A 26,350-nucleotide genomic window follows, 5' to 3' on the forward strand; every position below is an offset into this window, starting at 1 on the left:
AGAAAACGGCACGAGCGCATTCAACGCCTGGCCTGAGTTATTCCTTCTTCGGCGCTTCCTGCTTTGTCTCCGGCGCATCCTCTTCGTCGTCTTCCACCGTATTGCCTTCTGCCAACGGCGTGTTGGCGGTCAACAGGTACGGCGACTGCTGCCAGCGGCTGCGGCGGTGTTGCAGCAGGGTGCGCGCCAGAATGATGCCGATCGCCAGCGCCAGCAGGATCATCAGGCGCAGCAGGTTGGTGGTGTTGTCCACCTGCTTGGATTCGGTCGCCAGCACGTGGGTGTCGAGGGTGATGCGGATAAAGCCGATCGGGCCGTCTTTGCCCTGAATGGATTCGACCAACTGGTGGTTGAAATAGCTGCCGGCGCGCTTGCCGTCGAGCGACAGGCGATCGCGTATACTTATCTGTTCCCCGGCGTGGGAGACCAGCGTGCCATCCTGCTGATACACGCTGACGTCGAGAATGCGGCTGTGATCGGTGAGCTGCTTGAGGATGGCGTCGATGCGCGGGGTGTTGCCGTCGTCGTCCAGCAGCGGCGCCAGGCTGTAGGCGACCTGTTTGGTCAGCGTCTGCGCCAGCTCTTCCACCTGCTCGGATCGCGCCATTTGGTGACTCAGGCTAAAATAAGAGGCGCCCTGCATCAGCAGCACCAGCAAAGCCAGGCAAATCAGGATAATAGCGGTGCGGTGCAGGCGAAATTTCAGTTTAGCGCGAGCCATGCAGGTTCCTTGGGCATCGGGGACACTTTATGTTGCCAGAACCGCTGGCGATAGGATAGCTTGATGCGTCGTTTTATCATGCAGCGTTTTTGTCCATTCAGGAGTCAATGATGTCAAACAGTCTGACCTATTGCGATCTTCCGGCGGAGATCTCTCAATGGCCGGGTCTTCCCCTTTCGCTCAGCGGCGACGAAGTGATGCCGCTGGACTACCGGGCGGGTAATACCGGGTGGCTGTTATATGGCAGAAAGCTGGACAAGGCGCGCATTACCCAATTCCAACGCAAGCTGGGCGCGGCGATGGTGATCGTCACCGCCTGGGGCGTGGACGATTATCAGGTGGTGCGGCTGGCGGGAACCTTGACGCCGCGCGCCAAGCTGCTGGCGGCGGAGAGCGGGCTGGATGTGGCGCCGCTCGGCAAAATCCCGCACCTGCGCACGCCGGGGCTGCTGGTGATGGATATGGATTCGACGGCGATCGAGATCGAGTGCATCGATGAGATCGCCAAGCTGGCGGGCGTCGGCGAGCAGGTGGCGGAAGTCACCGAACGCGCGATGCGCGGCGAACTGGATTTTACCGCCAGCCTGCGCCAGCGCGTCGGCACGCTGAAAGGGGCTGACGCCAATATCCTCAAGCAGGTGCGCGACGAACTGCCGTTGATGCCGGGGCTGACCAGCCTGGTGGGCAAGCTGCAGGCGATGGGCTGGCATGTGGCGATCGCCTCCGGCGGTTTCACCTACTACGCCGAATACCTGCGCAACCGGCTGCGGCTGGTGGCGGCGGCGGCCAACGAGCTGGAGATCCGCGACGGCAAGCTGACCGGCGAAGTGCTGGGGCCGGTGGTGGACGCACAGTTCAAAGCCGATACGCTGCTGCGGCTGGCGGAGAAGCTGGAGATCCCGCTGGCGCAAACCGTGGCCATCGGCGACGGCGCCAACGATTTGAAAATGATGCAGGCGGCGGGGTTGGGCATCGCCTACCACGCCAAGCCGAAAGTGTATGAAAAAGCGCAGGTGGCGATCCGGCATGCGGATCTGATGGGCGTGCTGTGTATTCTCACCGGCAGCCTGAAACACGAAGTGCGATAACGAAAGATTGAGGTAAGACGTGGCAAAAGCGGCAAAACGGGCATTTGTGTGCAATGAGTGCGGGGCGGACTATCCGCGTTGGCAGGGGCAGTGCAGCGCCTGCCATGCCTGGAACACCATCACGGAAGTGCGTTTGGCCGCGTCGCCCGCAGCGGCGCGCAACGATCGCCTCAGCGGCTATGCCGGCGACGCCGGCGTCAGCAAGGTGCAGAAGCTGTCGGAAATCAGCCTGGAGGCGCTGCCTCGCTTCACCACCGGCTTTCTCGAGTTCGACCGCGTGCTGGGCGGCGGCGTGGTGCCCGGCAGCGCCATTCTGATCGGTGGCAACCCCGGCGCCGGCAAAAGTACCCTGTTGCTGCAGGTGTTGTGCAAACTGTCCGAACAGATGAAAACCCTGTACGTCACCGGCGAGGAATCGCTGCAGCAGGTGGCGATGCGTGCTCACCGTCTGGGGCTGCCGACCGGCGGCCTGAACATGCTGTCGGAAACCAGCATCGAGCAGATCTGCCTGATCGCTGAGCAGGAGCAGCCGAAGCTGATGGTGATCGACTCGATTCAGGTGATGCACATGGCGGACATTCAGTCTTCGCCGGGCAGCGTGGCGCAGGTGCGGGAAACCGCCGCCTATCTGACGCGCTTCGCCAAGACGCGCGGCGTGGCGATCGTGATGGTCGGGCACGTCACCAAAGATGGCTCGCTGGCCGGGCCAAAAGTGCTGGAACACTGCATTGACTGTTCGGTGCTGCTGGACGGCGACGCCGATTCCCGCTTCCGTACCCTGCGCAGCCACAAGAACCGCTTCGGCGCGGTCAACGAGCTGGGCGTGTTCGCCATGACCGAACAGGGGCTGCGCGAAGTCAGCAACCCTTCGGCGATCTTCCTTAGCCGCGGCGATGAAGTCACTTCCGGCAGCTCGGTGATGGTGGTGTGGGAAGGCACCCGGCCGCTGCTGGTGGAGATCCAGGCGCTGGTGGATCACTCGATGATGTCCAACCCGCGCCGCGTGGCGGTGGGCCTGGAGCAGAACCGGTTGGCGATCCTGCTGGCGGTGCTGCACCGGCACGGCGGGCTGCAGATGTCGGATCAGGACGTGTTCGTCAACGTGGTCGGCGGGGTGAAGGTCAGCGAGACCAGCGCCGATCTGGCGCTGCTGATGTCGCTGGTCTCGAGCCTGCGCGATCGGCCGCTGCCGAACGATCTGGTGGTGTTCGGCGAAGTGGGGTTGGCGGGGGAGATTCGCCCGGTGCCGAGCGGCCAGGAGCGCATCTCCGAAGCGGCCAAGCACGGCTTCAAGCGCGCCATCGTGCCGCACGGCAATATGCCGAAGAAGCCGCCGGCCAACATGCAGGTGTTCGGGGTCAAGAAGCTGGCGGACGCGCTGGACGTGCTGGAAGAGTTTTATTAATGTCGCCGACGGCGAGCAAGATATGCTATTTTGTTTAGCATATTAAACGGAGGTGGCCATGCCGCAATTTGATTACCTGAAGACGTCCATCAAGCAAAAGGGTTGTACTCTGCAGCAGGTGGCGGATGCCAGCGGCATGACCAAGGGCTATCTGAGCCAGCTGTTGAACGACAAAATCAAAAGCCCGAGCGCGCAAAAGCTCGAGGCGCTGCACCGTTTTCTCGGGCTGGAGTTCCCGCGCAAAGAGGTTAAAGTCGGCGTAGTGTTTGGTAAATTTTACCCGCTGCACACCGGCCACATCTATCTGATCCAGCGCGCCTGCAGCCAGGTGGACGAGTTGCACGTTATTTTGTGCCACGACGAACCGCGCGACCGCGAGCTGTTCGAGAACAGTTCGATGTCGCAACAGCCGACGGTCAGCGATCGCCTGCGCTGGCTGCTGCAGACCTTCAAGTACCAGAAAAACATCCATATCCACTCGTTCGACGAGCAGGGTATCGAACCCTATCCGCACGGCTGGAACGTGTGGAGCGACGGCATGAGGGCCTTTATGGAACAGAAGGGCATCGTGCCGAGCTTTATCTATTCCAGCGAAGCGCAGGATGCGCCGCGCTACCGCGAGCATCTGGGCATCGAAACCATTTTGGTCGATCCCGAACGGTCGTTCATGAACATCAGCGGCAATCAGATCCGCCAGGATCCGTTCCGCTATTGGGATTACATCCCGACCGAGGTGAAGCCGTTCTTCGTGCGCACCGTGGCGATCCTCGGCGGTGAGTCGAGCGGCAAGTCGACGCTGGTCAACAAGCTGGCCAACATCTTCAACACCACCAGCGCCTGGGAATATGGCCGCGATTACGTGTTTTCGCACCTGGGCGGCGACGAGATGGCGCTGCAGTACTCCGACTACGACAAAATTGCCCTCGGGCAGGCGCAATACGTGGACTTCGCAGTCAAATATGCCAACAAGGTGGCGTTTATCGATACCGATTTCGTGACTACGCAGGCGTTTTGCAAAAAGTACGAAGGGCGTGAACACCCCTTCGTGCAGGCGCTGATCGACGAATACCGTTTCGATCTGGTGATCCTGCTGGAAAACAACACGCCGTGGGTGGCGGACGGCCTGCGCAGCCTCGGCAGCAGCGCCGATCGCCTGGCGTTCCAGCGCCTGCTGGAGGAGATGCTGCGCGCCAACAACATCGAGTACGTGCACGTTGAGTCCAGCGATTACGAAGAGCGCTTCCTGCGCTGCGTCGAGCTGGTGCAACAACTGCTGGCGGCGGACGCCGGCCGGCTGGCGAATGCGCCCGCCCATCGCCACGCCGCAGGCTGAGGGAAATTAGCGTAATGTGCGATCGCGGCGGCAGAAACGGCCGCCCGGGCGCACATTTAACGGCTTGTTTAAACATGGTTCATTCGACAGCGACTAAGTTAAGATTTTCTTTACAATAACGCTCAGAAGAAGTCATGTCTTATCGCTTACTCGCTCTCTGGTTGGTCTGCTATGCCGCAGCCTGGACGCTGCTGACCGTTCATCTCGATCCTACCCTGCCTTACGACGCCGTTGAGGCGCTCAACTGGGGCCTCAACGGCGAGTGGGGCTCACCGAAAAATCCTTGGTTGGTCGGTGCGGCGATGCAGCCTGCGATCTGGCTCTCGTGGCTGCCGCTGAACGTTTACTGGTACGGCGGCCACTTCATCGCCATCGCCATCGGCATGTTGGGCGTCTGGCTATTGGCGCGCCGCCTGAGCGGCAGCACCTCGCTGGCCTGGATGGCGCTGCTGACGCTCAACCTGTCCGGCATCATCAATTTCGACATCATTCCCTACAACGACAACTACCTGTTGGTGATGCTGTGGCCGTGGATGGCGCTGTTCTTCCACCTGGCGATCTCGCGTTCGGCCAACTGGTGGCCGGCCTTCGCATTGGCCGCCGGGCTGGCGATGATGGCGAAGTACTCGACCTTCGCCTTCGTCTATTTCGCGGCGCTGTCGACGCTGTTCGTACCGCAGATCCGCCGCTGCTACCGCCAGCCGCAGTTCTATCTGGCGGTGGCGATCTGGTTGGCGCTGGTGCTGCCGAACGTGTTCTGGTTGTGGAACCACGACTTTGCCGCCTTTAAGTGGGTGGATTCGCAGATCAAGATGCAGCTCAATCTCGACATGCTGCAGTCGCTGCTGCTGGTGTTTTATCCGTCGCTGGTGCTGTGGGGGATCCTGCGGCGCAGCGGGGCGGTGCTGGCCTGGCCATCGGCCTTGCCGATGCGGGTGTTGCTGTGGGTCTACCTGTTGCCGCTCGGCATCATTACCTTCTGGTTCTCTTTCAACGTCGGCGGCCGGCTGACCGAATGGCTGCAGCCGTTCTTCATGCTGGCGCCCGCGCTGCTGGTCGGTTGCGTGCGTCAGCCGCCGGTGCGTTCGCTGCGCGCGGCGACCATTGGGCTGATGTGTGCGGCGCTGGCGGTCTATCTGGGTTACGCCGCGGTGATGCTGGGCAACGTGCGCAACGCCGGCCAGAAAATGGTGGGTATCAAGGCGTTCAGCGCCGGGGTGGAGCGGCTGTGGCAGGAGCGGTATGGCGTCGACCTACGCTACGTCGGCGGCGAATACCTGTCGCAGTGGATGACGGTGTACGCCGGTTCCCGGCCGCAGACCATTACGCGCTGGTCCAATCATACGCGGCCGAATATCTACAACGTCAACATCAGCTATCCGCAGATTGCGCAGCACGGCGTCGCCCTGTTCGGGCGGTTGGGTGAAGACTGCGCGCATAGCGATTTCGGCGGGGAGCTGGCCCACTGGCCGAAACTGCGCCTCGACTGGCAGCAGACGCTGACCTTCCGCGCCGATCCGCAGGCCGATGAGCAAACGCTGTGCGTCGGTTTCGTTCGTCCGCAATAACGGCGGCGCAGAACGCCGCCGCGATGCGAACTTAGTAAGCGATAACCAGCTTGCCTTGCATGTGGCCGCCGAGTAGCTGTTGATGTGCGGCGGTCAGCGTGTCTACCGACAGCCCGTGCAGGGTTTCGCTCAGCGTGGTGCTCAGCTTGCCCTCGTCCAGCAGCTGCGCCACTTGCTGCAGGATCTTGCCCTGTTGCGCGATGTCCGGGGTGGTGAACATGCTGCGGGTGAACATGAACTCCCAGTGCAGCGCGGCGCTTTTCAGCTTCAGCGCGTTTTGATCCAACGGCTGCGCGTTCTCGACGATGGTGCAGATATGGCCGAGCGGCGCGACCAGCTCGGCCATCGCCGGCCAGTGGCCGTCGGTGTCGTTCAGACACAGGATGTAATCCACCTGCTCGATGCCCTGCTGCGCCAGGTTGCCCTTCAGATCGCGGTAATCCACCACCAGATCGGCGCCGCGCTCACGGCACCAGGCGGCGGATTCCGGTCTTGATGCGGTAGCGATTACTTTCACCTTGCTGCGCAATGCGGCCAGCGGAATGGCCAGCGAGCCGACACCGCCGGCGCCGCCGATGATCAGCAGCGTCTTGTGCTCCGGCGCGTCCTGAATGTTCAGGTGTTCGAACAGCGCTTCCCAGGCGGTGAGGGCGGTGAGCGGCATGGCGGCGGACTCGGCCCAGTTCAGGCTGCGCGGTTTGTGAGCGGCGATGCGTGAGTCGATCAGCTGGTGGCTGCTGTTGCTGCCGGGCCGGGTGATGTCGCCGGCGTACCACACTTCATCGCCGGGCTTGAAGCCGCTGACGCTGCTGCCCACGCCCACCACGATGCCGCTGGCGTCCCAGCCAAGGACGCGTGGCTGCTGCAGGCCGCTTTTCTGCAGACCGGCGTGCACTTTGGTGTCCACCGGATTGACCGACGCCGCTTTCACTTCCACCAACAGATCGTACTGACCGGGTACCGGCATCTCCGGTGAGATTTCGATGAAACCGGCGGGGTTCTGCGGGTCTACGGCAATGGCTTTTATCGACATGATTGTACTCCTTTCAAATGATGCCTCCAGTGTAGACCCGCAGCAGTGGGGTGATAAGATGGACAATATCTAACGCAGTGTTCGTTTAAGGTGAACAATGGAATTCAAACAGCTGCAGGACATGGCGCTGTTCGCGCTGGTGGCGGAGTGCGGCAGTTTTACCGCCGCCGCGCAGCGCGTCGGGCTGCCGAAGTCCAGCGTCAGCCAGCGTATCAGCCAGCTCGAACAAACGCTGGGGCTGCGATTGCTCAATCGCACCACGCGCCAGCTGAACCTGACCTTCGCCGGTGAGCGTTATCTGGAGCATTGTCAGGCGATGATGTCCGCCGCCGAACGCGCCGATCTGGCGCTGCAGCGGCTGCGCGATAACCCGAGCGGCCGCCTGCGCATCTCGACGCCTGCCGGGCTAGGGGCAACCCTGGTGGCGCGGCTGGCGGCGGATTTTCAGCGCCAGTACCCGGACGTTTCGCTGGGGGTGTCGGTGTCCGACGCCATGGTGGATCTGGTGCAGGAAGGTTACGACGCCGCACTGCGTACCGGCAAGCCGCAGGATTCTTCACTGATCGGCCGCCGCCTCGGGTACGCGCCGCGCTATCTGTTGGCTGCGCCGTCCTATCTGGCGCAGCATCCGCCGATCGAACACCCGCAGCAACTGCAGCAGCATCGTTGCATCGCCCATCGGGCTTGGACGGCCTGGAACCTGCGCTGCGGCGACGATTATTACCGCTGGCAGCTGCCGCTGGCGCACACCACCGACAACCTGCTGTATGCACGCGAATGTGCCATTGCCGGTGCCGGCATCACGCTGCTGCCGGCGTTTCTCAGCCGCGAGGTGGTGGCGCAGAAGCTGTTGGTGGAGGTGTTGCCGGCGTGGCGTGCGGAAGGGAACGAGCTGTATCTGGTCTACCCGAGCCGCAAGCTGAATTCCCCGGCGCTGGCCTGTTTCATCGATGTGGTGCTGCAGCATCCGGCGTTCGACGACTACGCGCGCGAGTTGGCGCGGGAGTAAAAAAAAGGCGCCGCATGCGGCGCCTTGGGTATTACTTGGCGATCTTCTTGTACTTGATGCGGTGCGGCTCGAGCGCGTCGGCGCCCAGCGTACGCTTCTTGTACTCTTCGTACTCGGTGAAGTTGCCTTCGAAGAATTCCACCTTGCCCTCGTCCTGGTAGTCCAGGATGTGGGTAGCGATACGGTCGAGGAACCAACGGTCGTGCGAGATCACCATGGCGCAGCCAGGGAATTCCAGCAGGGCGTTTTCCAGTGCGCGCAAGGTTTCGATATCCAGGTCGTTGGTCGGTTCATCGAGCAGCAGCACGTTGCCGCCAACCTGCAGCAGCTTGGCCAGGTGCAGACGGCCACGCTCACCGCCGGACAGCTCGCCCACGCGTTTGCCCTGATCGACGCCCTTGAAGTTGAAGCGGCCGACATAGGCACGGCTCGGCATCTCGGTGTTGCCGATGCGCATGATGTCCTGCCCGCCGGAGACTTCTTCCCACACGGTTTTCGAACCGTCCATGCTGTCGCGGAACTGATCGACGGACGCCAGCTTGACGGTATCGCCCAACACGATGCTGCCGGAGTCAGGTTGTTCCTGACCGGACATCATGCGGAACAGCGTGGATTTACCCGCGCCGTTCGGGCCGATGATGCCGACGATTGCCCCTTTCGGCACCGAGAACGACAGGTCATCGATCAGCAGGCGGTCGCCGTAGGACTTGCGCAGGTTGCTGACTTCGACCACTTTATCGCCCAGGCGTGCGCCAGGTGGGATGAACAGTTCGTTGGTTTCGTTACGTTTCTGGTATTCGGTGTTGTTCAGCTCTTCGAAGCGGGCCAAACGGGCCTTGCCTTTGGACTGACGGCCTTTGGCACCCTGACGCACCCACTCCAGCTCTTTCTCGATCGACTTGCGACGAGCGGCTTCGGCGGACGCTTCCTGCGCCAGACGCGCGTCTTTCTGCTCCAGCCAGGACGAGTAGTTGCCTTCCCACGGAATGCCTTCGCCGCGGTCGAGTTCGAGGATCCAGCCGGCCACGTTATCCAGGAAGTAACGGTCGTGGGTGATCGCCACCACGGTGCCTTCGAAGTCGTGCAGGAAGCGTTCCAGCCAGGCCACGGACTCGGCGTCCAGGTGGTTGGTCGGTTCGTCCAGCAGCAGCATGTCCGGTTTTTCCAGCAGCAGGCGGCACAGCGCGACGCGGCGGCGTTCACCCCCGGACAGGTGGGCGATTTTGGCGTCCCAGTCCGGCAGGCGCAGCGCATCGGCGGCGCGTTCCAGTTGGGCGTTGAGGTTGTGACCGTCGTGCGCCTGAATGATCTCTTCCAGGCGGCCCTGTTCGGCGGCCAGCTTGTCGAAGTCTGCGCCTTCTTCCGCGTACAGCGCGTACACTTCGTCCAGGCGTTTCAGCGCGCCGACCACTTCCGCCAGCGCTTCTTCCACCGATTCACGCACGGTGTGTTCGAGGTTAAGCTGCGGCTCCTGCGGCAGATAACCGATCTTGATGCCCGGTTGCGGGCGCGCTTCCCCTTCGATATCGGTATCGATGCCGGCCATGATGCGCAGCAGGGTGGACTTACCGGCGCCGTTCAGGCCCAGTACGCCGATTTTTGCCCCAGGGAAGAAGCTCAGGGAGATGTTTTTCAAAATATGACGCTTCGGCGGTACTACCTTGCCGACGCGGTGCATGGTATAGACGTATTGAGCCACTTTGCTCTAAGCCTCTCTATATCAGTATTTATAGGATGTCTGGCGGCATGAGTGTAGCCCGTTTCGATCTCGGATCCCAGACATCGCTCAGCGATCGCTAAGTATAACCGTTTATGCGCCGATAAAGGCGCATATTGGTGGCTTATGGCGTGACGACGATCGCGACGCGGCGGTTTTCCGCGCGGCCGCTGGAGGTGCGGTTATCGGCAACGGGGTCGCGTTTGCCCATGCCGCGAGTTTCGATATTGGCGCGCGGAATGCCGACGCTGGCCAGCAGATCGGCCACCGCATCGGCGCGGCGCAGGGATAGCTGGTCGTTGTAGCTGTCTTCACCGTAGTTGTCGGTATGGCCGTCCAGGCGGAACTTGGTGATGCCGACGCTCAGCAGCGCACGGCCCATCTTCTGCACCGTCTCGGTGCTTTCCGGGTTCAGCTTGCCGATATTGTTGCCGAACAGCACTTTATCCGACAGGCCGAACTCCCAGCCGTTATCGGTCAGTTTGAAGCCCTGCGATTGCAGCAGTGCAACCTGCTCGGGCGTCAGGCCCTGCGGTTTGCTCTGGCAGCCGGCGAGCGCCAGCAGGGCGACGAACGCCATCGCCAGCAGTGAAAAACGACCTTTAAACAGTTGCTGTATCATAGTCAAAATCCCTAGTTCAAGTGTTATAGCCGGGGCTCTTATTTATGTATAGCCAGCCGCCAGCCTCCGTTATAACGATGCTTTGCCTGATACATCGCATCGTCAGCTTCGTGCAAAAGACCCTGAGGCGTTGACGCGTGATCAGGGTACAGCGCAATACCGATACTCAGAGAGGTAATGACCGTCTCGTCGTTCGGCAAAATGACCGGTTGCGTCATGCAGTCGATGATGTTGTCAGCGATCTGCAAGACATCTTCCGTGCCGTGTACCGGCGCCAGCAGCACGGCGAATTCATCCCCTCCCAGGCGTGCGACCAGATCGGTTTCGCGCAGCTGCGCGCGAATGCGCCCGGCAATGGTGGTCAGCACCGCATCGCCTGCGGCGTGGCCGTAACTGTCGTTCACCTCCTTGAAACGATCGCCGTCGATAAACAGCACCGCCAATTTCGCCGGCGATTCGATATCGCCCAGCGCCCGGCTCAGTCGCCCTTCGAAGAAGGCGCGGTTCGGCAAACCGGTCAGGCTGTCGTGCGTTGCCCGGTGCGCCAGCGAGTCGTTCTCCTGCTTCAGATGGGCCTGCCAGGCCTCCAGCTCGTCGAGCAAGCCGTTGAAATCGTTGCTGAGCTCATGCAACTCGGCGATAGGCGCCGACGGCACCCGCAGGCCGAAGGTGCGATCGCGGCGCACCGCATGCGCCACATTGGCGATGTCGTCCAGCGAACTGACGATGCCGACCAGCATACGGCGCGACAACACCAGGGCGCACAGGGTGCTGAGCACCAGGCAGGCGATCATACCGACCATGCCGCGCAACAGGAAACGCAGCAGGCTGCCGCCGTTACCGCTCAGCCAGACCTGACCGACCTGCTTGCCCTCGTGGGTGATAGGCAGAATGACCGGCTCGGGCAGCGCCCAGTGCGCGACGATCTGCTCAAGGCCATGCAGCGGCCCATCGGTGGGATGGCGCCAGTTGGCTAGCATCTTGCCGTTGTTGTCGAGGATCCGCACGTCCGATACCTCTTCGTTGGAGGCGATCAGCATCAGCGCCTCGCGCGCGGCAGTGCGATCTTCAAACACTACGGCGGCTTCGACGGTATAGCTGATGGAGCGCGCGATCAGGTGCAGGTTGTGATTGGCATAGGCGCGCAGCGCAAACAGCGCCACCAGCGTCAAAAAGATGCCGGCGGTGCCGACGGCGATCAGCGCCAGCCCAAGATGCACCCGCTGCAGCACTCGGCCCAGCGTCGGGCGCGCATTGCCGGAGCGGTTTCTACGCAACAGCCTCATAGCGGCGGCGCCTGTTTGCGTGCCAGCTGCAGCACGTTGGGGTGAACGCGCACGCCGCTGCGCGCCAGAGCGTCCAGGTTGACCTTGAAACTGGCCTGGTCCCCATCGATCTGCAGGCAAAAAGCGCTGCCGGCGGAGCATTCGCTATCGTTTTCGCTGATGCTGAGAATGGAGTTGCCGGAAATGCGCTGCATGAAATTTTGTCTCTGCGCGGCGGTGATGTTCCCTAAGTAGATGACATCGCAGCCGGTACTCAGCGTTGGGCTGTCGAACGGCACGCGCTCGGCTTTAATCGGGCGCGGCGCGCTCAGCAGGATCGGATCGAACAGCCCTTCGGCATACTGGGTGGGCGCGGTCACGCACAAGCGGATCGGATTGGGTTCACGCGACCAGCGGGCGTAGCTGATGATGCCTACCACCACGGTCGTCACGGCGTGCGTGCGCTTTTGATAGGGATCATCGGCGGCGTGCGCAGGCCCGGACAACGTCAGCAGCGCTAACAAAACGATCAGCAGCAGGCGACCGATATTCAGGCGTGCGCCAAGGAAGCCCGGCTCGGGGCTTTTTGCGCAACGCATTGCTATCGCGGTCTTATTCGCCATCTTCACCCGCCATTCCGGCCTGATCCACCGCCCGCAGGCCGTGGCCTGACAAGGAAAAATCCGGCCCGCTTGAAGGGACTATCGTTTTGCTGAAAGCTGTCAGTCGCACTGCCTAATGAACACTATCTAACCCATAATTGGCGCGGATTGTATTATAAGATGTCTTCGTTGGGCGCTTTATGTGCTGTTTTCTCGGAATTATCCTACTTATTTTTGATAGTATAAAAATGCCTACCCGGGTTTGCCACCGCTTTTCTGCAAAGTTGGCGCGTTTGGCCAGCTGTCAGGCGATTTGCGCAACGGCGGGCTCATATCTCAAATGAAATAATGTGATAGCTAATAATTAAAAAGCATTTTACTTCTTTCATAAACACCGGGCCGGTTAATAAAAATCCGGTGACTGGAAATATCCCTGCGACCTGATTTGTCAGTCAAAGTAAACGTTTTTTACCTGGCTCCCGTCATGGCGATACACTTCTTCTTCTACAGTATTGAATGGATAAGCGATTGCGCTGTCTATGGTAGATATCTGCGTCCGGGCCGTGCGCCCGGCTTTATTTTGTCCCGCGGCGCCGTGCGCGGCGGTCACCGGGGGGGCTGGGCGGCTCCCTCGGTACAACCAGTGAGGAAAGAGCGAGGATGGTCAAGGTGGACAAGCGACGGCTGTTGGCAATGGGGCTGTGCCTGACGGCGTTTTCAGGCGCGGCGCTGGCGGATTCTCTGGATGCGCAACGTCAGCGCTACCAGCAGATCAAACAGGCGTGGGACGGCAATCAGATGGACGTGGTGGCGCAGCTGATGCCGACGCTGCGTGATTATCCGCTTTATCCTTACCTGGAATACCGCGAGCTGACACAGGATCTTAGCCAGGCGGGGTTCTCCGAGGTGAACGACTTTATCAAGCGCAACCCGACGCTGCCGCCGGCGAAATCGCTGGCGCCGCGCTTCGTCAATGAGCTGGCGCGGCGCGAAGACTGGCGCACCCTGCTGGCCTTCAGCCCACAGCCGCCCAAACCGGTGGCGGCGCGCTGCAACTATTACTATGCCAAATGGGCTACCGGCGACCAGCAGGCGGCCTGGAGCGGCGCCGATGAACTGTGGTTGAACGGCAAAACGTTGCCGAGCGCCTGCGATCGGCTGTTCAGCGTCTGGCGCGGCGCAGGCAAGCAAACGCCGCTGGATATTCTGGCGCGTATGAAGCTGGCGCTGAAAGAGGGCAACAGCTCGCTGGTCAGCAACCTTTACAGCCAACTGCCGGCCGACTATCAAACCATGGGCAACGCCCTGGTGCGCTTGCAAAACGATCCGACCACCGTGGAAGCCTTCGCCCGCAGCGTAGGGCCGACCGACTTTACCCGTGCCGCCACCGGCATCGCCTTTGAACGCCTGGCGCGGCAGGATGTGGAAAACGCGCGGGCGATGATCCCGACGCTCGCGCGGCTGCAGAAAATGAGCGACGACGAGCGGCTGGGGCTGGAAGAGTCGGTGGCCTGGCGCCTGATGGGCAGCGACGCTACCTATGAACAGGCGCAGTGGCGCGATCAGGTGATTCTGCGCAGCCGTTCGCCTTCGCTGCTGGAGCGCCGGGTGCGCATGGCGCTGGGTAACGGCGATCGGCAGGGCGTCGCGACCTGGCTGGCCCGTTTGCCGGAAGCGTCGCGCAACAAGGATGAGTGGCGCTACTGGCGCGCCAGTCAGCTGATGGACGAAGGCAAACGCGCCGAAGGCGAGGAGATGTTGCGCAACCTGATGACCGAACGCGGTTTCTATCCGATGGTGGCGGCGCAGAAGCTGAACGCCACTTATCCGGTGATGGTGGCGGTGGCGGCCAAGCCGCGCACGTCGCTGGTCGACGGGCCGGAGGTCGCCCGGGTACGCGAGCTGATGTACTGGAATATGGACAACCTGGCCCGCAGCGAATGGGGCTCCTACGTCGCCAGCCGCAGCCGGCCGGAACAAGAGGCACTGGCGCGCTACGCCTTTGAGCAAAAATGGGCCGATCTGAGCGTGCAGGCGACCATCGTCGGCAAGCTGTGGGATCATCTGGAGGAACGCTTCCCGGTCGCTTGGCCACAGGAGTTCCGCCGCGCCACCGATGACAAGGGGATCACCAGCAGCTATGCGATGGCGATCGCGCGCCAGGAGAGCGCCTGGAATCCGAAGGCGCAGTCGCCGGTCGGTGCCGCCGGCCTGATGCAGGTGATGCCGCGCACCGCGCAGCATACGGTGCAGATGTTCAATATTCCCGGCTATGTCGGCCCGAGCCAACTGTTCGATCCGCAGACCAATATCACCATCGGCACCAGCTATCTGGAGTCGGTCTATCAGCAGTTCGGCCGCAACCGCATTCTGTCGAGCGCCGCCTATAATGCCGGCCCGTCGCGGGTGAATACCTGGCTGGGCAACAGCGCGGGGCGGATCGATCCGGTGGCGTTCATCGAAAGCATTCCGTTCTCTGAAACCCGCGGCTACGTCAAGAACGTGCTGGCTTATGATGCGTTTTACCGTTATCTGACGCACCGGCCGGCCAAGGTGCTGACCGACGCCGAGTGGCAGAGACGTTATTGATTTTGACGGCCCTATGGTATGCTGCTGTACTAGTTAAATAGTATGGTGGCTGCCATGACGCAATTATCGTTAAACGACCCCGCTCTTTCAGAACAAGGCAATGAGGATTGGCTGCGCTTCGTCGCGCTGCTGCAGAATTCGTTTGCGCAAGAACTTCATCAACCGCTGTTGCAGCTGATGTTGACGCCGGACGAGCGCACTGCGCTGGGCACCCGGGTGCGGATCATTCAGGAATTGATGCGCGGCGAGATGAGCCAGCGCGAGCTGAAAAATGAACTGGGCGCGGGGATCGCCACCATCACCCGCGGTTCTAACAGCTTGAAAGCGGCTTCACCCGCGCTGAAACAGTGGCTTGAGCAGCAGTTGCTGCACGACGCGCCCTAGCAGACTCAGCGTTATTGCTGATAGATTGCGTTGTGGAACGGCACCAGCGCCAGCAGCAGCGCCTGGTGGTAAACGCTGGTGCGGCTCAGCCGGCCGTCAGTGAAGACGCCGATGGCGCCGCCCTGACGTTTCACCTCGGCGTTGCCGGTGATCGCCGCCATTTCGCTGCCCAATTCGCGACCGGCGCGAATACCTTGTAAGATGACTTCCGGCAGCATCAGGCTCGCCGAGCGGGATTCGCCACGGATGTGCGGGTTCTCGATGGTCATCCAGGCGAAGGTCATATTCTCTTCAATCCCGGCTTCCACGCCGACCCAAAAATCGGCCTCGGGCCTGACCTGGCGCGCTTCCATGACGCGTTGACGCGAACCGGTGCGGGTTTCGTGGTTGCCTATCGGCTGCAGCGAGACGCCGCTGGCGACGTCAACGGATTCAATGCGGTATTGGCCCGCGCCAAAGACGTCATCGAAGGCGAGTTGAATAGCCTTGATCTTTGCCGGGTTGGTAGTTGCAGCGACAACATGGTACATAACGGGTTTGATATCCTTCTGGCCGATACGCCGGGCAGCGGCAAAAGCGCCGCCGGGCCGGGGATAAACGCAAATTTCACGCAGTATAACGGAAAACAAACATGTTACAGGTATACCTCGTTCGCCATGGCGAAACGGAATGGAACGCGGCTCGCCGCATCCAGGGTCAGTCCGACAGCCCGTTAACCGCCATGGGTGAACACCAGGCCCGTCTGGTCGCCAGGCGGGTCAGCAAAGAAGGCATTACGCACATCATTACCAGCGATCTGGGGCGCACGCGCCGCACCGCGCAAATCATCGCCGAAGCCTGTGGCTGCGAAGTGATTGGCGATCCGCGTTTGCGTGAGCTGCACATGGGGGTTCTAGAAGAACGCCTGATCGACAGTTTGACGCCGCAGGAAGAGCAGTGGCGCAAACAGATGGTCGATGGTACTCCTGACGGCCGTATCCCTCAAGGCGAATCCATGGAGGAACTCGGCGAGCGCATGCGCGCCGCGCTGGAGAGCTGCCTGATGCTGCCGGAAGGCAGCAAGCCGCTGCTCGTCAGTCATGGCATCGCTTTGGGGTGTTTGATCAGTACGGTGCTGGGGCTGCCGGCCTATGCGGAACGCCGCTTGCGCTTGCGCAACTGCTCACTGTCGCGCGTCGATCATCAGCAGAGCCCGTGGCTGGCTTCCGGCTGGATCGTGGAAACGGCGGGCGATGTCACGCACCTGGACATGCCCGCGTTGGACGAACTGCAGCGTTAACGCCGAATCGGGATCAGGTAATCGCACTTGATCTCGATAGGCGCCTGATGCGGACGGCGCTCGCCTTTCGGGTAGAAGCGTTCGATGTCGTGCCCTTTGCGGCGCGTCAGCTGGAGCGCCGGTAGGCAGGTGCCGTACACCGTCAGAATAAAGTCTTGCAGGTTCTCGGTTGGCCCTTCGTAGCTGAACATCGCAAACTCACCGCCCGGCAACACCAGCGGCTGGCCTTCCTGTACCTTGTCAGGCACCTGATCCGGCTCCAGCGCCGTGGTATACAGCACTTCCTGTTCGTCGTCCTTCTCCTGGCTTGGGCGCGAGTGGTGCAGCCCGTACAGCACTGGCGGCAGGGTTTCGACGTCACCGAGGAACTGACGCCAGAACTGCGAGCGCAGTTCAGTGCGCACGGTGGTGATCTGTTCCAGCGTACAGGAGTAGCTTTGGGTCAGGCCGACCAGGTGTTTGTCTGGCAGCGAGACGAATTCCGGCTGCGGCAGAGTGAAGGCCCCCAGACGGATCGGCGGACAGATGCCGAACGCATTCCAGTCCTCGGCGCGGCGGTACAGCGCCGGCGTTTGCGCAAACTGTTTTTTGAAGGCGCGGGTGAAGGTCTGCTGCGAGTCGAAACGATATTGCAGGGCGATATCCAAAATCGGCCGGCTGGTCAGACGCAGCGCGACGGCGGCTTTGGACAGTCTCCTTGCCCGGATGTAAGCACCGATGGCATTACCGGTAATATCTTTGAACATCCGTTGCAGATGCCATTTGGAGTAGCCGGCCTTGGCCGCCACGTTATCCAGCGACAAGGGTTGGTCCAAATGGCTTTCCAGCCAGCTAAGCAGATCACGAATGATACCGGCTTGATCCATAGATCTTCCTCGTAAAGCTTGGGGGTAGGAACCCGAACTGTTGATTCGTCACGCTGGTGCTGCGCTATCAGACCGATCCATGAGCCATTATGCGTTGCACTCTTTGCCTCTGCTGCGCATGCCGCGCCAGAGTTGGATTGGGGTACACCGTAGTGGGCGCAAAGAAATAACGACGCCGCATCATAGCAACTTTTTTACTCCGCGACTCTCAAAGATTTTTGTCACGCTCTGTGCTAAAACGGACGGTGCGGACCCGTATAAAACCGATTCCGTGAGCTTAGACATAAATAATGGCGATCGCCGAACCTATTTTTGCGGCAAGGTTATATCGGAGTTAAGTAAATGAAAAAAAGCTGGATATTTTTATTCGGTTTGGTTTGCGCAACCGTGGGAAGCGCACAGGCGGAGCAAGTGGGTTCCGTTGATACGGTGTTTAAATTGTTGGGACCGGACCACAAAATCGTGGTCGAAGCGTTCGACGATCCGGATGTTAAAAATGTAACTTGTTATATCAGCCGCGCCAAAACCGGCGGCATCAAAGGCGGCCTGGGGTTGGCGGAAGACACCGCCGACGCGGCCATTTCCTGCCAGCAGGTCGGGCCTATAGAGCTGAGCGACAAGATCAAAAACGGCAAGGCGGAAGGCGATGTGGTGTTCCAGAAACGCACTTCGCTGGTGTTCAAGAAACTGCAGGTGGTGCGCTTCTACGACGCCAAGCGCAATTCACTGATCTACCTGAGCTATTCCGACAAGGTGATCGATGGCTCGCCGAAAAATGCGCTGAGCGCGGTGCCGATCATGCCGTGGGCTGAGACGAAATAAAAAAAACGGGGTTCAGCATGCTGAACCCCGTTTTCATGACGGCAGGCGGGAGTTACTCTTCCAGCTCACCGCAGAAGCGGTAGCCTTCGCCGTGAATGGTGGCGATGATTTCCGGCGTGTCCGGCGTCGATTCGAAGTGCTTGCGAATGCGACGGATGGTGACGTCCACGGTGCGGTCATGTGGCTTCAGTTCGCGACCGGTCATCTTCTTCAGCAGTTCGCCACGGGATTGGATCTTGCCCGGGTTTTCGCAGAAGTGCAGCATGGCGCGGAATTCACTGCGCGGCAGTTTGTACTGTTCGCCGGCCGGGCTGATCAGCGAGCGGCTGTTGATGTCCAGTTCCCACCCGTTGAACTTGTAGCTCTCGACCAGGCGGCGCTCTTCGCCCAGGCTGCCCAGATTCATGGTGCGCGACAGCAGGTTACGTGCGCGGATAGTCAGCTCACGCGGGTTGAACGGCTTGGTGATGTAATCGTCGGCGCCGATTTCCAGGCCGAGGATCTTATCCACTTCGTTATCGCGGCCGGTCAGGAACATCAAGGCGACGCTGGCCTGTTCACGCAGTTCGCGCGCCAACAGCAGGCCGTTTTTGCCTGGCAGGTTGATGTCCATGATGACCAGATTGATATCATTTTCAGACAGGATATTGTGCATCTCTGCACCATCATTGGCTTCATGAACAATGTAGCCTTCCGCCTCGAAAATGCTCTTCAGGGTGTTACGAGTGACTAACTCGTCTTCGACAATCAGAATGTGCGGGGTCTGCATATTTGCTACCTAAAATTGCCAACAAAATAGAAAATAGGAAGTACAGAAGCCTCTGTTTTCTTAGAGGAGGGCAGAGATAGCGCCACGTTCCCTCTCAGCAAATGACTAAAGTACGTAAACTCGTTCTTGATGCACTTTCCATCTCATGTCAACAAGATCGCTAGCCTGGTGGGGATGCTGTTCCCTACAACCCCTGGGGTGCCAAATCGGCGCATATCCTAACCCCATTAACAGCAATATAACAGCGCGTGCCGAATTCATCACCCAACAAAACTACGCTTTGTTGACATATATCAAATTCAATTGTAGCACGTTAACAGATTTGTGAAAAACACTTACAGAAATGCCAGTTTAAGTCACAGAACCTCAAATTCTGTGAACGATTCAGCATTATCGGGCCCGATAGGATACAATTATTCGCTTATTGATCATCGTCTTGTTTTAACTCATTGATAAATAAATACAGTAAAACATAAGCATGAATAATGACTGTTACGGCGGATTTATTAGCTCAACGAGCCGTTTAATCTTGTTTGTTGCTATTAACGCGTTTATTGTTACGCAATTGTAAATATAAGCGGGCGCTGCGATACCGTCAAAAGCGCAGGCCCGCCTTCGGTGGAAGAGTGATGCAGCTTCATATTGTTTTAGTGGCTCCGGCGCGGCCGGAAAACGTCGGCGCGGCGGCGCGCGCGATGAAAACCATGGGCTTCGCTTCGTTGCGCATCGTCGACAGCGAGGCGCACCTGCAGCCGGCTGCACGCTGGGTGGCACACGGGGCCGGCGAGATCCTCGACGGCGTGCAAACGTTCGCCACGTTGGAACAGGCGCTGGCGGATGTAGACTTCACGGTCGCCACCACCGCCCGCAGCCGCGCGCGTTTTCACTACTACTGCACGCCGCCTGAGCTGCTGGAACAGCTGAGTGAGCGTAAGCAGTGGGTCGGCCAGGCCGCGCTGGTGTTCGGCCGCGAAGATTCCGGCCTGACCAACGAAGAGCTGGCGCTGGCAGATTTGCTGACCGGCGTGCCGATGCAGGCGGACTACCCGTCGCTTAACCTGGGCCAGGCGGTGATGGTGTACTGCTACCAGTTGGCGAGCCTGATGGGCGTCAGCACGCCGCAGGAAAAGGTGGCGTCGGAAGGGCAACTCAAAGCGCTGCGCCACCGCGCCGATGCCTTGTTGAACGCTTTGGATGTCGGCGATGACCAAAAATTGCGCGATTGGCTGCATCAGCGCCTCGGGGCGTTGCAACAGCGAGACACGGCGATGTTGCATACGCTGCTGCACGACATCGAAAAAAAACTCGCCAAGTGATAGCGGCTCCATCAGACGGTTACCCAGCGTGATCCACTAGTAAATCGGCTTTAAGTTGTTTTTTTGTTCTGTCGTTTTGCTTTTCACCTCCGATATCGCGCAATGTCGCCGCTGAACGGAAAATAAGCAAAAAAAAGAAATAGTTTGACTTGGGATAGCGATTGCTTTAACCAATAGAGGGGACAGAGTATTTCATGAGACAGACAGACAACATGCGCAACATCAGCCTGAAAACCACAATTATTACCACCACCGATACCACAGGTAACGGGGCGGGCTGACGCGCACAGGAAACACAGAAAAAAGCCCGCACCTAATCAGTGCGGGCTTTTTTTTCGGCTTAAATTCGGAGAGATGACACATGCGAGTGCTGAAATTTGGCGGAACCTCGGTAGCGAATGCGGAACGTTTTCTGCGCGTCGCCGACATCATGGAAAGTAACGCGCGTCAGGGACAGGTAGCCACGGTCTTGTCCGCCCCCGCAAAGATCACCAACCATCTGGTGGCGATGATCGACAAGACGGTGGCGGGTCAGGACATTCTGCCGAATATCAGCGACGCCGAGCGGATCTTTGCCGATCTGCTGAGCGGCCTGGCGCAGGCGCTGCCGGGCTTTGAATACGATCGCCTGAAAGGCGTGGTCGATCAGGAGTTCGCGCAACTCAAGCAGGTGCTGCACGGCGTCTCGTTGCTGGGGCAGTGCCCGGACAGCGTGAACGCGGCGATCATCTGCCGCGGCGAAAAACTCTCCATCGCCATCATGGAAGGGGTGTTCCGCGCCAAGGGTTATCCGGTCACGGTGATCAACCCGGTGGAGAAGCTGCTGGCGCAGGGCCACTACCTGGAGTCTACCGTGGACATCGCCGAGTCCACGCTGCGCATCGCCGCAGCGGCGATCCCGGCCGACCACATCGTGCTGATGGCTGGTTTCACCGCCGGTAACGACAAGGGCGAGCTGGTGGTGTTGGGCCGCAACGGCTCCGACTATTCCGCCGCGGTGCTGGCCGCCTGCCTACGCGCCGACTGTTGCGAAATCTGGACCGACGTCGACGGTGTGTATACCTGCGATCCGCGCACCGTACCGGACGCCAGGCTGCTGAAATCGATGTCGTACCAGGAGGCGATGGAGCTCTCCTACTTCGGCGCCAAAGTGCTGCACCCTCGCACCATCACACCGATTGCCCAGTTCCAAATCCCTTGCCTGATTAAAAACACCTCTAACCCGCAAGCCCCCGGCACGCTGATCGGCAAAGACAGCACCGATGACGCGATGCCGGTCAAAGGCATTACCAACCTGAACAACATGGCGATGATCAACGTCTCCGGCCCGGGCATGAAAGGCATGGTCGGCATGGCCGCGCGGGTGTTCGCCGTGATGTCGCGCGCCGGCATTTCGGTGGTGTTGATCACCCAATCCTCTTCCGAATACAGCATCAGCTTCTGCGTGCCGCAGGGTGAACTGCAGCGCGCCCGCCGGGCGCTGGAGGAGGAGTTCTACCTGGAGCTGAAAGACGGCGTGCTGGATCCGCTGGACGTCATGGAACGCCTGGCGATCATCTCGGTGGTCGGTGACGGCATGCGCACCCTGCGTGGCATCTCCGCGCGCTTCTTCTCCGCGCTGGCGCGCGCCAACATCAATATCGTCGCTATCGCCCAGGGCTCTTCCGAGCGTTCAATTTCGGTGGTGGTCAGCAATGATTCCGCCACCACCGGCGTGCGCGTCAGCCATCAGATGCTGTTCAACACCGATCAGGTGATCGAAGTGTTCGTCATCGGCGTCGGCGGCGTCGGCGGGGCGCTGATCGAGCAAGTCTACCGCCAGCAGCCGTGGCTGAAGCAAAAACATATCGACCTGCGGGTGTGCGGCATCGCCAACTCGCGCGTGATGCTGACCAACGTGCACGGCATCGCGCTGGACAGCTGGCGCGACGAGCTGGCCGGCGCGCAGGAGCCGTTCAATCTCGGCCGCCTGATCCGGCTGGTGAAGGAGTATCACCTGCTGAACCCGGTGATCGTCGACTGTACCTCCAGCCAGGCGGTGGCCGATCAATACGTGGACTTCCTGGCGGACGGTTTCCACGTGGTGACGCCGAACAAAAAGGCCAACACCTCGTCGATGAACTATTATCAGCAACTGCGCGCGGCCGCTGCCGGTTCGCACCGCAAGTTCCTCTATGACACCAACGTCGGCGCCGGTCTGCCGGTGATTGAGAACCTGCAAAACCTGCTGAACGCCGGCGATGAGCTGGTGCGCTTCTCCGGCATTCTGTCCGGGTCGCTGTCCTTTATCTTCGGCAAGCTGGACGAAGGGATGTCGCTGTCGGCCGCGACCCTGCAGGCCAGGGCCAACGGCTACACCGAACCGGATCCGCGCGACGACCTGTCCGGTATGGACGTGGCGCGCAAGCTGCTGATCCTGGCGCGCGAGGCCGGTTACAAACTGGAACTGAGCGATATCGAGGTTGAGGCGGTGCTGCCGCCGTCCTTCGACGCGTCGGGCGATGTGGATCAGTTCCTGGCGCGGCTGCCGGAGCTGGATAAAGAATTCGCGCGCAACGTGGCCAACGCCGCCGAGCAAGGCAAGGTGCTGCGCTATGTCGGCCTGATCGACGAAGGGCGCTGCAAGGTGTGCATCGAGGCGGTGGACGGCAACGATCCGTTGTATAAAGTGAAGAACGGCGAGAACGCGCTGGCCTTCTACAGCCGCTATTATCAGCCGCTGCCGCTGGTGCTGCGCGGCTACGGCGCCGGTAACGATGTGACCGCAGCGGGCGTGTTTGCCGATCTGCTGCGCACACTGTCATGGAAGTTGGGAGTTTAATATGGTTAAGGTGTATGCACCGGCCTCGATCGGTAACGTCAGCGTCGGTTTCGATGTGCTGGGCGCGGCGGTTTCGCCGATCGACGGCACGCTGCTGGGCGACTGCGTCAGCGTCGAAGCCGCCGAAACGTTCAGTTTGCAGAATGCCGGGCGCTTCGTCAGCAAGCTGCCGGCCGAGCCGAAAGAGAACATCGTTTATCAATGCTGGGAGCGTTTCTGCCAGGAGATCGGCCGCGAAGTGCCGGTGGCGATGCGGTTGGAAAAGAACATGCCGATCGGATCGGGGCTGGGTTCCAGCGCCTGTTCGGTGGTGGCTGGGCTGATGGCGATGAACGAATTCTGCGATCGGCCGCTGGATAAAATGACGCTGCTCGGCCTGATGGGCGAGCTGGAAGGGCGCATTTCCGGCAGCGTGCATTACGACAACGTGGCGCCATGCTATTTGGGCGGCCTGCAGCTGATGCTGGAAGAAGAAGGCATCATCAGCCAGGAGGTGCCGTGCTTCGACGATTGGCTGTGGGTCATGGCCTATCCCGGCATCAAGGTGTCCACCGCCGAAGCGCGCGCCATTTTACCCGCACAATACCGTCGTCAGGATTGTATCAGCCACGGCCGCTATCTGGCCGGCTTTATTCATGCCTGCCACACCCGGCAGCCTCAGCTGGCCGCCAAATTAATGCAGGACGTGATCGCTGAACCGTACCGCACCCGGCTGTTGCCGGGCTTCGCCGAAGCGCGCAAGGCGGCGCAGGACATCGGCGCGCTGGCCTGCGGCATCTCCGGCTCCGGCCCGACGCTGTTCGCCGTCTGCAACGACGGCGCCACCGCGCAACGCATGGCCGCCTGGCTGCAACAACACTATCTGCAAAACGACGAAGGTTTTGTTCATATTTGCCGTCTGGATACTGCAGGCGCTCGACTACTGGGATAACGCATGAAACTGTACAACCTTAAGGATCACAACGAGCAGGTCAGCTTCGCGCAGGCGATCAAACAAGGCCTGGGCAAGCAGCAGGGGCTGTTTTTCCCGCTGGAGTTGCCGGCGTTCGAACTGACCGAGATCGACCAGCTGCTGGAGCAGGATTTTGTCACCCGCAGCAGCCGCATTCTGTCGGCCTTTATCGGCGAAGAGGTGCCGGAAGCGGCGCTGAAGAAACGCGTACAGGCCGCCTTTGAGTTCCCGGCGCCGGTGGCGAAAGTGACGGAAGACGTCTCCTGCCTGGAGCTGTTCCACGGCCCGACGCTGGCGTTCAAAGACTTTGGAGGCCGCTTTATGGCGCAGATGCTGGCGGAAGTGGCCGGCGATCAGCCGGTGACCATTTTGACCGCCACCTCCGGCGACACCGGCGCCGCCGTGGCACACGCCTTCTACGGCCTGAAAAACGTCCGGGTGGTGATCCTCTATCCGCAGGGCAAAATCAGCCCGCTGCAGGAAAAGCTGTTCTGCACCCTGGGCGGCAACATTCATACCGTGGCGATCGACGGCGACTTCGACGCCTGTCAGGCGCTGGTGAAGCAGGCGTTCGACGATCAGGAGTTGAAAGATGCGCTACACCTGAACTCGGCCAACTCGATCAACATCAGCCGCTTGCTGGCGCAGATCTGTTATTACTTCGAAGCGGTGGCGCAGCTGCCGCAGGAAGCGCGCAATCAGCTGGTCATTTCGGTGCCGAGCGGCAACTTCGGCGATCTGACCGCCGGGCTGCTGGCCAAGTCGCTGGGTCTGCCGGTGAAGCGCTTCATCGCCGCCACCAACGCCAACGACACCGTGCCGCGCTTCCTGACCAGCGGCCAGTGGCAGCCGCACGCTACGGTCGCGACGCTGTCCAACGCCATGGACGTCAGCCAGCCAAACAACTGGCCGCGCGTGGAAGAGCTGTTCCGTCGTAAGGTCTGGCAGCTGAAAGAGCTGGGTCACGCGGCGGTCAGCGATGAGACCACCAGGGAAACGATGCGTGAACTGGCCGAGCTGGGCTATATCTCCGAACCGCACGCGGCCATTGCCTATCGCGCGCTGCGTGACCAGCTGCAGGAAGGAGAGTTTGGCCTGTTCCTCGGTACCGCGCATCCGGCCAAGTTTAAAGAGAGCGTAGAAGCGATCCTCGGCCAGGAACTGCCGTTGCCGAAAGCGCTGGCGCTGCGGGCCGATCTGCCGCTGCTGTCGCACTCGCTGCCGGCCAATTTCGGCGAGCTGCGCAAGTTCCTGATGGGACTGCCGGCCTGAAGTTCAGCAGGCTAAAATGCGAAAAGCCGTCTTGCGACGGCTTTTTTTATGCCTGCTCCGGGCGTTTGAACACCAGTTCATTACCCTGCGAGGCGGCTTCGTCGAAGGCGTAGCCTTCCAGGTTGAAGTCCACCAGCTGTTCGCTACGCGTCAGGCGATTTTTGATGATAAAGCGGCTCATCAACCCGCGCGCTTTCTTGGCGTAGAAACTGATGACCTTGTACTTGCCGTTCTTCTCGTCGAGGAACACCGGTTTGATCAGCGCGCCGTGCAGTTTGGCCGGCTTCACCGCCTTGAAATACTCGTCGGACGCCAGATTGACCACCACGTCATCGCCCTGCTGCTCCAGCGCTTCGTTGAGTTTCTGGGTGATTTTATCGCCCCAGAAACTGTACAGGTCTTTGCCTTTCGGGTTTTCCAGCTTGATGCCCATCTCCAGCCGGTACGGCATCATCAGATCGAGCGGGCGCAGCACGCCATACAGGCCGGACAGCATGCGCAGATGCTGCTGGGCGAAGTCGAAATCGGCTTCGTTGAAATCCTGCGCCTGCAGGCCGGTGTAAACGTCTCCCTTGAACGCCAGCAGCGCCTGACGGGCATTGTCCGGGGTAAATGTCGGCTGCCACTCGCTAAAGCGCGCGGCGTTCAGCCCGGCCAGCTTGTCGCTGATGCTCATCAGGCTGGCGATTTGCGCCGGCGTCAGCTCGCGGCAAATTTTGATCAGCTGTTTCGACTTGTCCAGCAGTTCGGGCTGCGTGAAGCGTTCTGTCGCCAGCGGGCTTTCGTAATCGAGCGTTTTTGCAGGGGAAATAATAACGAGCATGGCCAGATCCTGTTTATCCAAGTGCGGATACTGTAGCAAAAAGCGCGGGAAAAAGGGGCAATCGGTCCAATAGGCCGGGGCGCGTATCGCAGGC

General features: G+C 60.4%; 24 protein-coding genes and 1 other annotated feature. Of the genes, 14 read left to right on the plus strand and 10 right to left on the minus strand.

The features are described 5' to 3' along the window. Positions 1 to 37: 37 nt before the first annotated feature. Entirely contained in the window at positions 38 to 721 is a 684-nt protein-coding gene (locus N6G83_RS21405; protein WP_025305217.1) for a YtjB family periplasmic protein, read from the minus strand. A 110-nt stretch (positions 722 to 831) separates the two neighbouring features. On the opposite strand from N6G83_RS21405, the gene serB reads away from it, so the two are divergent. The 4 genes from serB to N6G83_RS21425 all read left to right on the plus strand — a co-directional run bounded on the left by serB (position 832) and on the right by N6G83_RS21425 (position 6,115). Then, positions 832 to 1,809, plus strand: coding sequence for a phosphoserine phosphatase (gene serB, locus N6G83_RS21410; RefSeq protein ID WP_016929162.1), 978 nt, complete (start codon positions 832 to 834; stop codon positions 1,807 to 1,809). A gap of 19 nt (positions 1,810 to 1,828) precedes the next feature. Continuing rightward, positions 1,829 to 3,214 (plus strand): DNA repair protein RadA, encoded by a 1,386-nt coding sequence (radA, locus tag N6G83_RS21415; RefSeq protein WP_025159617.1) that lies wholly within the window; start codon positions 1,829 to 1,831, stop codon positions 3,212 to 3,214. Between the two features lie 58 nt (positions 3,215 to 3,272). Beyond that, positions 3,273 to 4,547 carry a multifunctional transcriptional regulator/nicotinamide-nucleotide adenylyltransferase/ribosylnicotinamide kinase NadR gene (nadR, locus tag N6G83_RS21420; protein ID WP_260515881.1) on the plus strand — a complete coding sequence of 425 codons (1,275 nt, stop codon included), beginning with the start codon at positions 3,273 to 3,275 and terminating at the stop codon, positions 4,545 to 4,547. Between the two features lie 134 nt (positions 4,548 to 4,681). Then, positions 4,682 to 6,115: a glycosyltransferase family 39 protein gene (locus tag N6G83_RS21425; RefSeq protein ID WP_049205436.1), complete on the plus strand. Its 1,434-nt coding sequence runs from the start codon at positions 4,682 to 4,684 to the stop codon at positions 6,113 to 6,115. A 31-nt stretch (positions 6,116 to 6,146) separates the two neighbouring features. Here the strand turns inward: N6G83_RS21425 and N6G83_RS21430 are convergent, their stop codons facing one another. Beyond that, positions 6,147 to 7,148 (minus strand): zinc-binding alcohol dehydrogenase family protein, encoded by a 1,002-nt coding sequence (locus N6G83_RS21430; protein ID WP_049205434.1) that lies wholly within the window; start codon positions 7,146 to 7,148, stop codon positions 6,147 to 6,149. A gap of 97 nt (positions 7,149 to 7,245) precedes the next feature. Between N6G83_RS21430 and N6G83_RS21435 the strand changes: the two genes are divergently transcribed. Continuing rightward, positions 7,246 to 8,157, plus strand: a complete 912-nt coding sequence (locus tag N6G83_RS21435) for a LysR family transcriptional regulator (RefSeq protein WP_260515879.1) — start codon at positions 7,246 to 7,248, stop codon at positions 8,155 to 8,157. Between the two features lie 31 nt (positions 8,158 to 8,188). Here N6G83_RS21435 and ettA read toward each other — a convergent pair whose 3' ends face one another. The 4 genes from ettA to N6G83_RS21455 all read right to left on the minus strand — a co-directional run bounded on the left by ettA (position 8,189) and on the right by N6G83_RS21455 (position 12,390). Then, positions 8,189 to 9,856, minus strand: a complete 1,668-nt coding sequence (gene ettA / locus N6G83_RS21440; protein ID WP_025159620.1) for an energy-dependent translational throttle protein EttA — start codon at positions 9,854 to 9,856, stop codon at positions 8,189 to 8,191. Positions 9,857 to 9,998: 142 nt separating this feature from the next. Continuing rightward, positions 9,999 to 10,496, minus strand: a complete 498-nt coding sequence (locus N6G83_RS21445) for an OmpA family protein (protein ID WP_016929155.1) — start codon at positions 10,494 to 10,496, stop codon at positions 9,999 to 10,001. 38 nt (positions 10,497 to 10,534) lie between these two features. Further along, entirely contained in the window at positions 10,535 to 11,782 is a 1,248-nt protein-coding gene (locus N6G83_RS21450) for a diguanylate cyclase domain-containing protein (protein ID WP_025305223.1), read from the minus strand. Beyond that, a complete protein-coding gene (locus N6G83_RS21455) occupies positions 11,779 to 12,390 on the minus strand; it encodes a YfiR family protein (RefSeq protein WP_025305224.1) in 612 nt (203 codons plus the stop codon). Before N6G83_RS21455 ends, N6G83_RS21450 begins: the two co-directional genes overlap by 4 nt. A gap of 633 nt (positions 12,391 to 13,023) precedes the next feature. On the opposite strand from N6G83_RS21455, the gene sltY reads away from it, so the two are divergent. Then, positions 13,024 to 14,952: a murein transglycosylase gene (gene sltY / locus N6G83_RS21460; RefSeq protein WP_038630194.1), complete on the plus strand. Its 1,929-nt coding sequence runs from the start codon at positions 13,024 to 13,026 to the stop codon at positions 14,950 to 14,952. Positions 14,953 to 15,006: 54 nt separating this feature from the next. Next, complete coding sequence (gene trpR, locus N6G83_RS21465; RefSeq protein WP_016929152.1) at positions 15,007 to 15,336, plus strand: trp operon repressor; 330 nt, start codon at positions 15,007 to 15,009, stop codon at positions 15,334 to 15,336. Positions 15,337 to 15,347: 11 nt separating this feature from the next. Here trpR and yjjX read toward each other — a convergent pair whose 3' ends face one another. After that, complete coding sequence (gene yjjX, locus N6G83_RS21470) at positions 15,348 to 15,866, minus strand: inosine/xanthosine triphosphatase (RefSeq protein WP_004933015.1); 519 nt, start codon at positions 15,864 to 15,866, stop codon at positions 15,348 to 15,350. Positions 15,867 to 15,967: 101 nt separating this feature from the next. Between yjjX and gpmB the strand changes: the two genes are divergently transcribed. Then, positions 15,968 to 16,615 (plus strand): 2,3-diphosphoglycerate-dependent phosphoglycerate mutase GpmB, encoded by a 648-nt coding sequence (gene gpmB, locus N6G83_RS21475; RefSeq protein WP_025305227.1) that lies wholly within the window; start codon positions 15,968 to 15,970, stop codon positions 16,613 to 16,615. On the opposite strand, the gene robA is transcribed toward gpmB, so the two are convergent. Further along, entirely contained in the window at positions 16,612 to 17,481 is an 870-nt protein-coding gene (robA, locus tag N6G83_RS21480) for an MDR efflux pump AcrAB transcriptional activator RobA (RefSeq protein WP_025305228.1), read from the minus strand. The genes gpmB and robA overlap by 4 nt on opposite strands. A gap of 342 nt (positions 17,482 to 17,823) precedes the next feature. Between robA and creA the strand changes: the two genes are divergently transcribed. Continuing rightward, entirely contained in the window at positions 17,824 to 18,303 is a 480-nt protein-coding gene (gene creA / locus N6G83_RS21485) for a protein CreA (protein ID WP_004933005.1), read from the plus strand. Between the two features lie 52 nt (positions 18,304 to 18,355). On the opposite strand, the gene arcA is transcribed toward creA, so the two are convergent. Then, the gene (gene arcA / locus N6G83_RS21490) at positions 18,356 to 19,072 is read right to left on the minus strand and encodes a two-component system response regulator ArcA (protein ID WP_025305229.1); all 717 of its coding nucleotides are present in this window, start codon (positions 19,070 to 19,072) and stop codon (positions 18,356 to 18,358) included. Between the two features lie 629 nt (positions 19,073 to 19,701). Here arcA and N6G83_RS21495 point away from each other — a divergent pair. The 5 genes from N6G83_RS21495 to thrC all read left to right on the plus strand — a co-directional run bounded on the left by N6G83_RS21495 (position 19,702) and on the right by thrC (position 25,433). Continuing rightward, positions 19,702 to 20,388: a tRNA/rRNA methyltransferase gene (locus tag N6G83_RS21495; protein ID WP_025305230.1), complete on the plus strand. Its 687-nt coding sequence runs from the start codon at positions 19,702 to 19,704 to the stop codon at positions 20,386 to 20,388. A 212-nt stretch (positions 20,389 to 20,600) separates the two neighbouring features. After that, a complete protein-coding gene (gene thrL, locus N6G83_RS21500) occupies positions 20,601 to 20,669 on the plus strand; it encodes a thr operon leader peptide (protein WP_086581142.1) in 69 nt (22 codons plus the stop codon). Continuing rightward, positions 20,608 to 20,725, plus strand: a sequence feature (Thr leader region). (Overlaps the previous gene by 62 nt.) 24 nt (positions 20,726 to 20,749) lie before the next feature. Beyond that, positions 20,750 to 23,209 carry a bifunctional aspartate kinase/homoserine dehydrogenase I gene (gene thrA, locus N6G83_RS21505; RefSeq protein ID WP_049205431.1) on the plus strand — a complete coding sequence of 820 codons (2,460 nt, stop codon included), beginning with the start codon at positions 20,750 to 20,752 and terminating at the stop codon, positions 23,207 to 23,209. A gap of 1 nt (position 23,210) precedes the next feature. Beyond that, on the plus strand, positions 23,211 to 24,140 hold the full coding sequence (gene thrB / locus N6G83_RS21510; RefSeq protein WP_049205430.1) for a homoserine kinase: 930 nt from the start codon (positions 23,211 to 23,213) through the stop codon (positions 24,138 to 24,140). A gap of 3 nt (positions 24,141 to 24,143) precedes the next feature. Then, positions 24,144 to 25,433 (plus strand): threonine synthase, encoded by a 1,290-nt coding sequence (gene thrC, locus N6G83_RS21515; RefSeq protein ID WP_043136010.1) that lies wholly within the window; start codon positions 24,144 to 24,146, stop codon positions 25,431 to 25,433. Between the two features lie 46 nt (positions 25,434 to 25,479). Here thrC and yaaA read toward each other — a convergent pair whose 3' ends face one another. After that, positions 25,480 to 26,256, minus strand: a complete 777-nt coding sequence (gene yaaA, locus N6G83_RS21520; protein ID WP_025301517.1) for a peroxide stress protein YaaA — start codon at positions 26,254 to 26,256, stop codon at positions 25,480 to 25,482. Positions 26,257 to 26,350 lie beyond the last annotated feature (94 nt).

This window comes from Serratia sp. PL7 (genome assembly GCF_945957435.1).

What these genes read in the sequence shown, in the direction of transcription:
- N6G83_RS21405 (WP_025305217.1), bottom strand. Translation starts at nt 721, where the DNA reads ATGGCTCGCGCTAAACTGAAATTTCGCCTGCACCGCACCGCTATTATC.
- serB (WP_016929162.1), top strand. Translation starts at nt 832, where the DNA reads ATGTCAAACAGTCTGACCTATTGCGATCTTCCGGCGGAGATCTCTCAA.
- nadR (WP_260515881.1), top strand. Translation starts at nt 3,273, where the DNA reads ATGCCGCAATTTGATTACCTGAAGACGTCCATCAAGCAAAAGGGTTGT.
- N6G83_RS21425 (WP_049205436.1), top strand. Translation starts at nt 4,682, where the DNA reads ATGTCTTATCGCTTACTCGCTCTCTGGTTGGTCTGCTATGCCGCAGCC.
- N6G83_RS21430 (WP_049205434.1), bottom strand. Translation starts at nt 7,148, where the DNA reads ATGTCGATAAAAGCCATTGCCGTAGACCCGCAGAACCCCGCCGGTTTC.
- N6G83_RS21435 (WP_260515879.1), top strand. Translation starts at nt 7,246, where the DNA reads ATGGAATTCAAACAGCTGCAGGACATGGCGCTGTTCGCGCTGGTGGCG.
- N6G83_RS21445 (WP_016929155.1), bottom strand. Translation starts at nt 10,496, where the DNA reads ATGATACAGCAACTGTTTAAAGGTCGTTTTTCACTGCTGGCGATGGCG.
- N6G83_RS21450 (WP_025305223.1), bottom strand. Translation starts at nt 11,782, where the DNA reads ATGAGGCTGTTGCGTAGAAACCGCTCCGGCAATGCGCGCCCGACGCTG.
- sltY (WP_038630194.1), top strand. Translation starts at nt 13,024, where the DNA reads ATGGTCAAGGTGGACAAGCGACGGCTGTTGGCAATGGGGCTGTGCCTG.
- trpR (WP_016929152.1), top strand. Translation starts at nt 15,007, where the DNA reads ATGACGCAATTATCGTTAAACGACCCCGCTCTTTCAGAACAAGGCAAT.
- yjjX (WP_004933015.1), bottom strand. Translation starts at nt 15,866, where the DNA reads ATGTACCATGTTGTCGCTGCAACTACCAACCCGGCAAAGATCAAGGCT.
- gpmB (WP_025305227.1), top strand. Translation starts at nt 15,968, where the DNA reads ATGTTACAGGTATACCTCGTTCGCCATGGCGAAACGGAATGGAACGCG.
- robA (WP_025305228.1), bottom strand. Translation starts at nt 17,481, where the DNA reads ATGGATCAAGCCGGTATCATTCGTGATCTGCTTAGCTGGCTGGAAAGC.
- creA (WP_004933005.1), top strand. Translation starts at nt 17,824, where the DNA reads ATGAAAAAAAGCTGGATATTTTTATTCGGTTTGGTTTGCGCAACCGTG.
- arcA (WP_025305229.1), bottom strand. Translation starts at nt 19,072, where the DNA reads ATGCAGACCCCGCACATTCTGATTGTCGAAGACGAGTTAGTCACTCGT.
- N6G83_RS21495 (WP_025305230.1), top strand. Translation starts at nt 19,702, where the DNA reads ATGCAGCTTCATATTGTTTTAGTGGCTCCGGCGCGGCCGGAAAACGTC.
- thrA (WP_049205431.1), top strand. Translation starts at nt 20,750, where the DNA reads ATGCGAGTGCTGAAATTTGGCGGAACCTCGGTAGCGAATGCGGAACGT.
- thrB (WP_049205430.1), top strand. Translation starts at nt 23,211, where the DNA reads ATGGTTAAGGTGTATGCACCGGCCTCGATCGGTAACGTCAGCGTCGGT.
- thrC (WP_043136010.1), top strand. Translation starts at nt 24,144, where the DNA reads ATGAAACTGTACAACCTTAAGGATCACAACGAGCAGGTCAGCTTCGCG.
- yaaA (WP_025301517.1), bottom strand. Translation starts at nt 26,256, where the DNA reads ATGCTCGTTATTATTTCCCCTGCAAAAACGCTCGATTACGAAAGCCCG.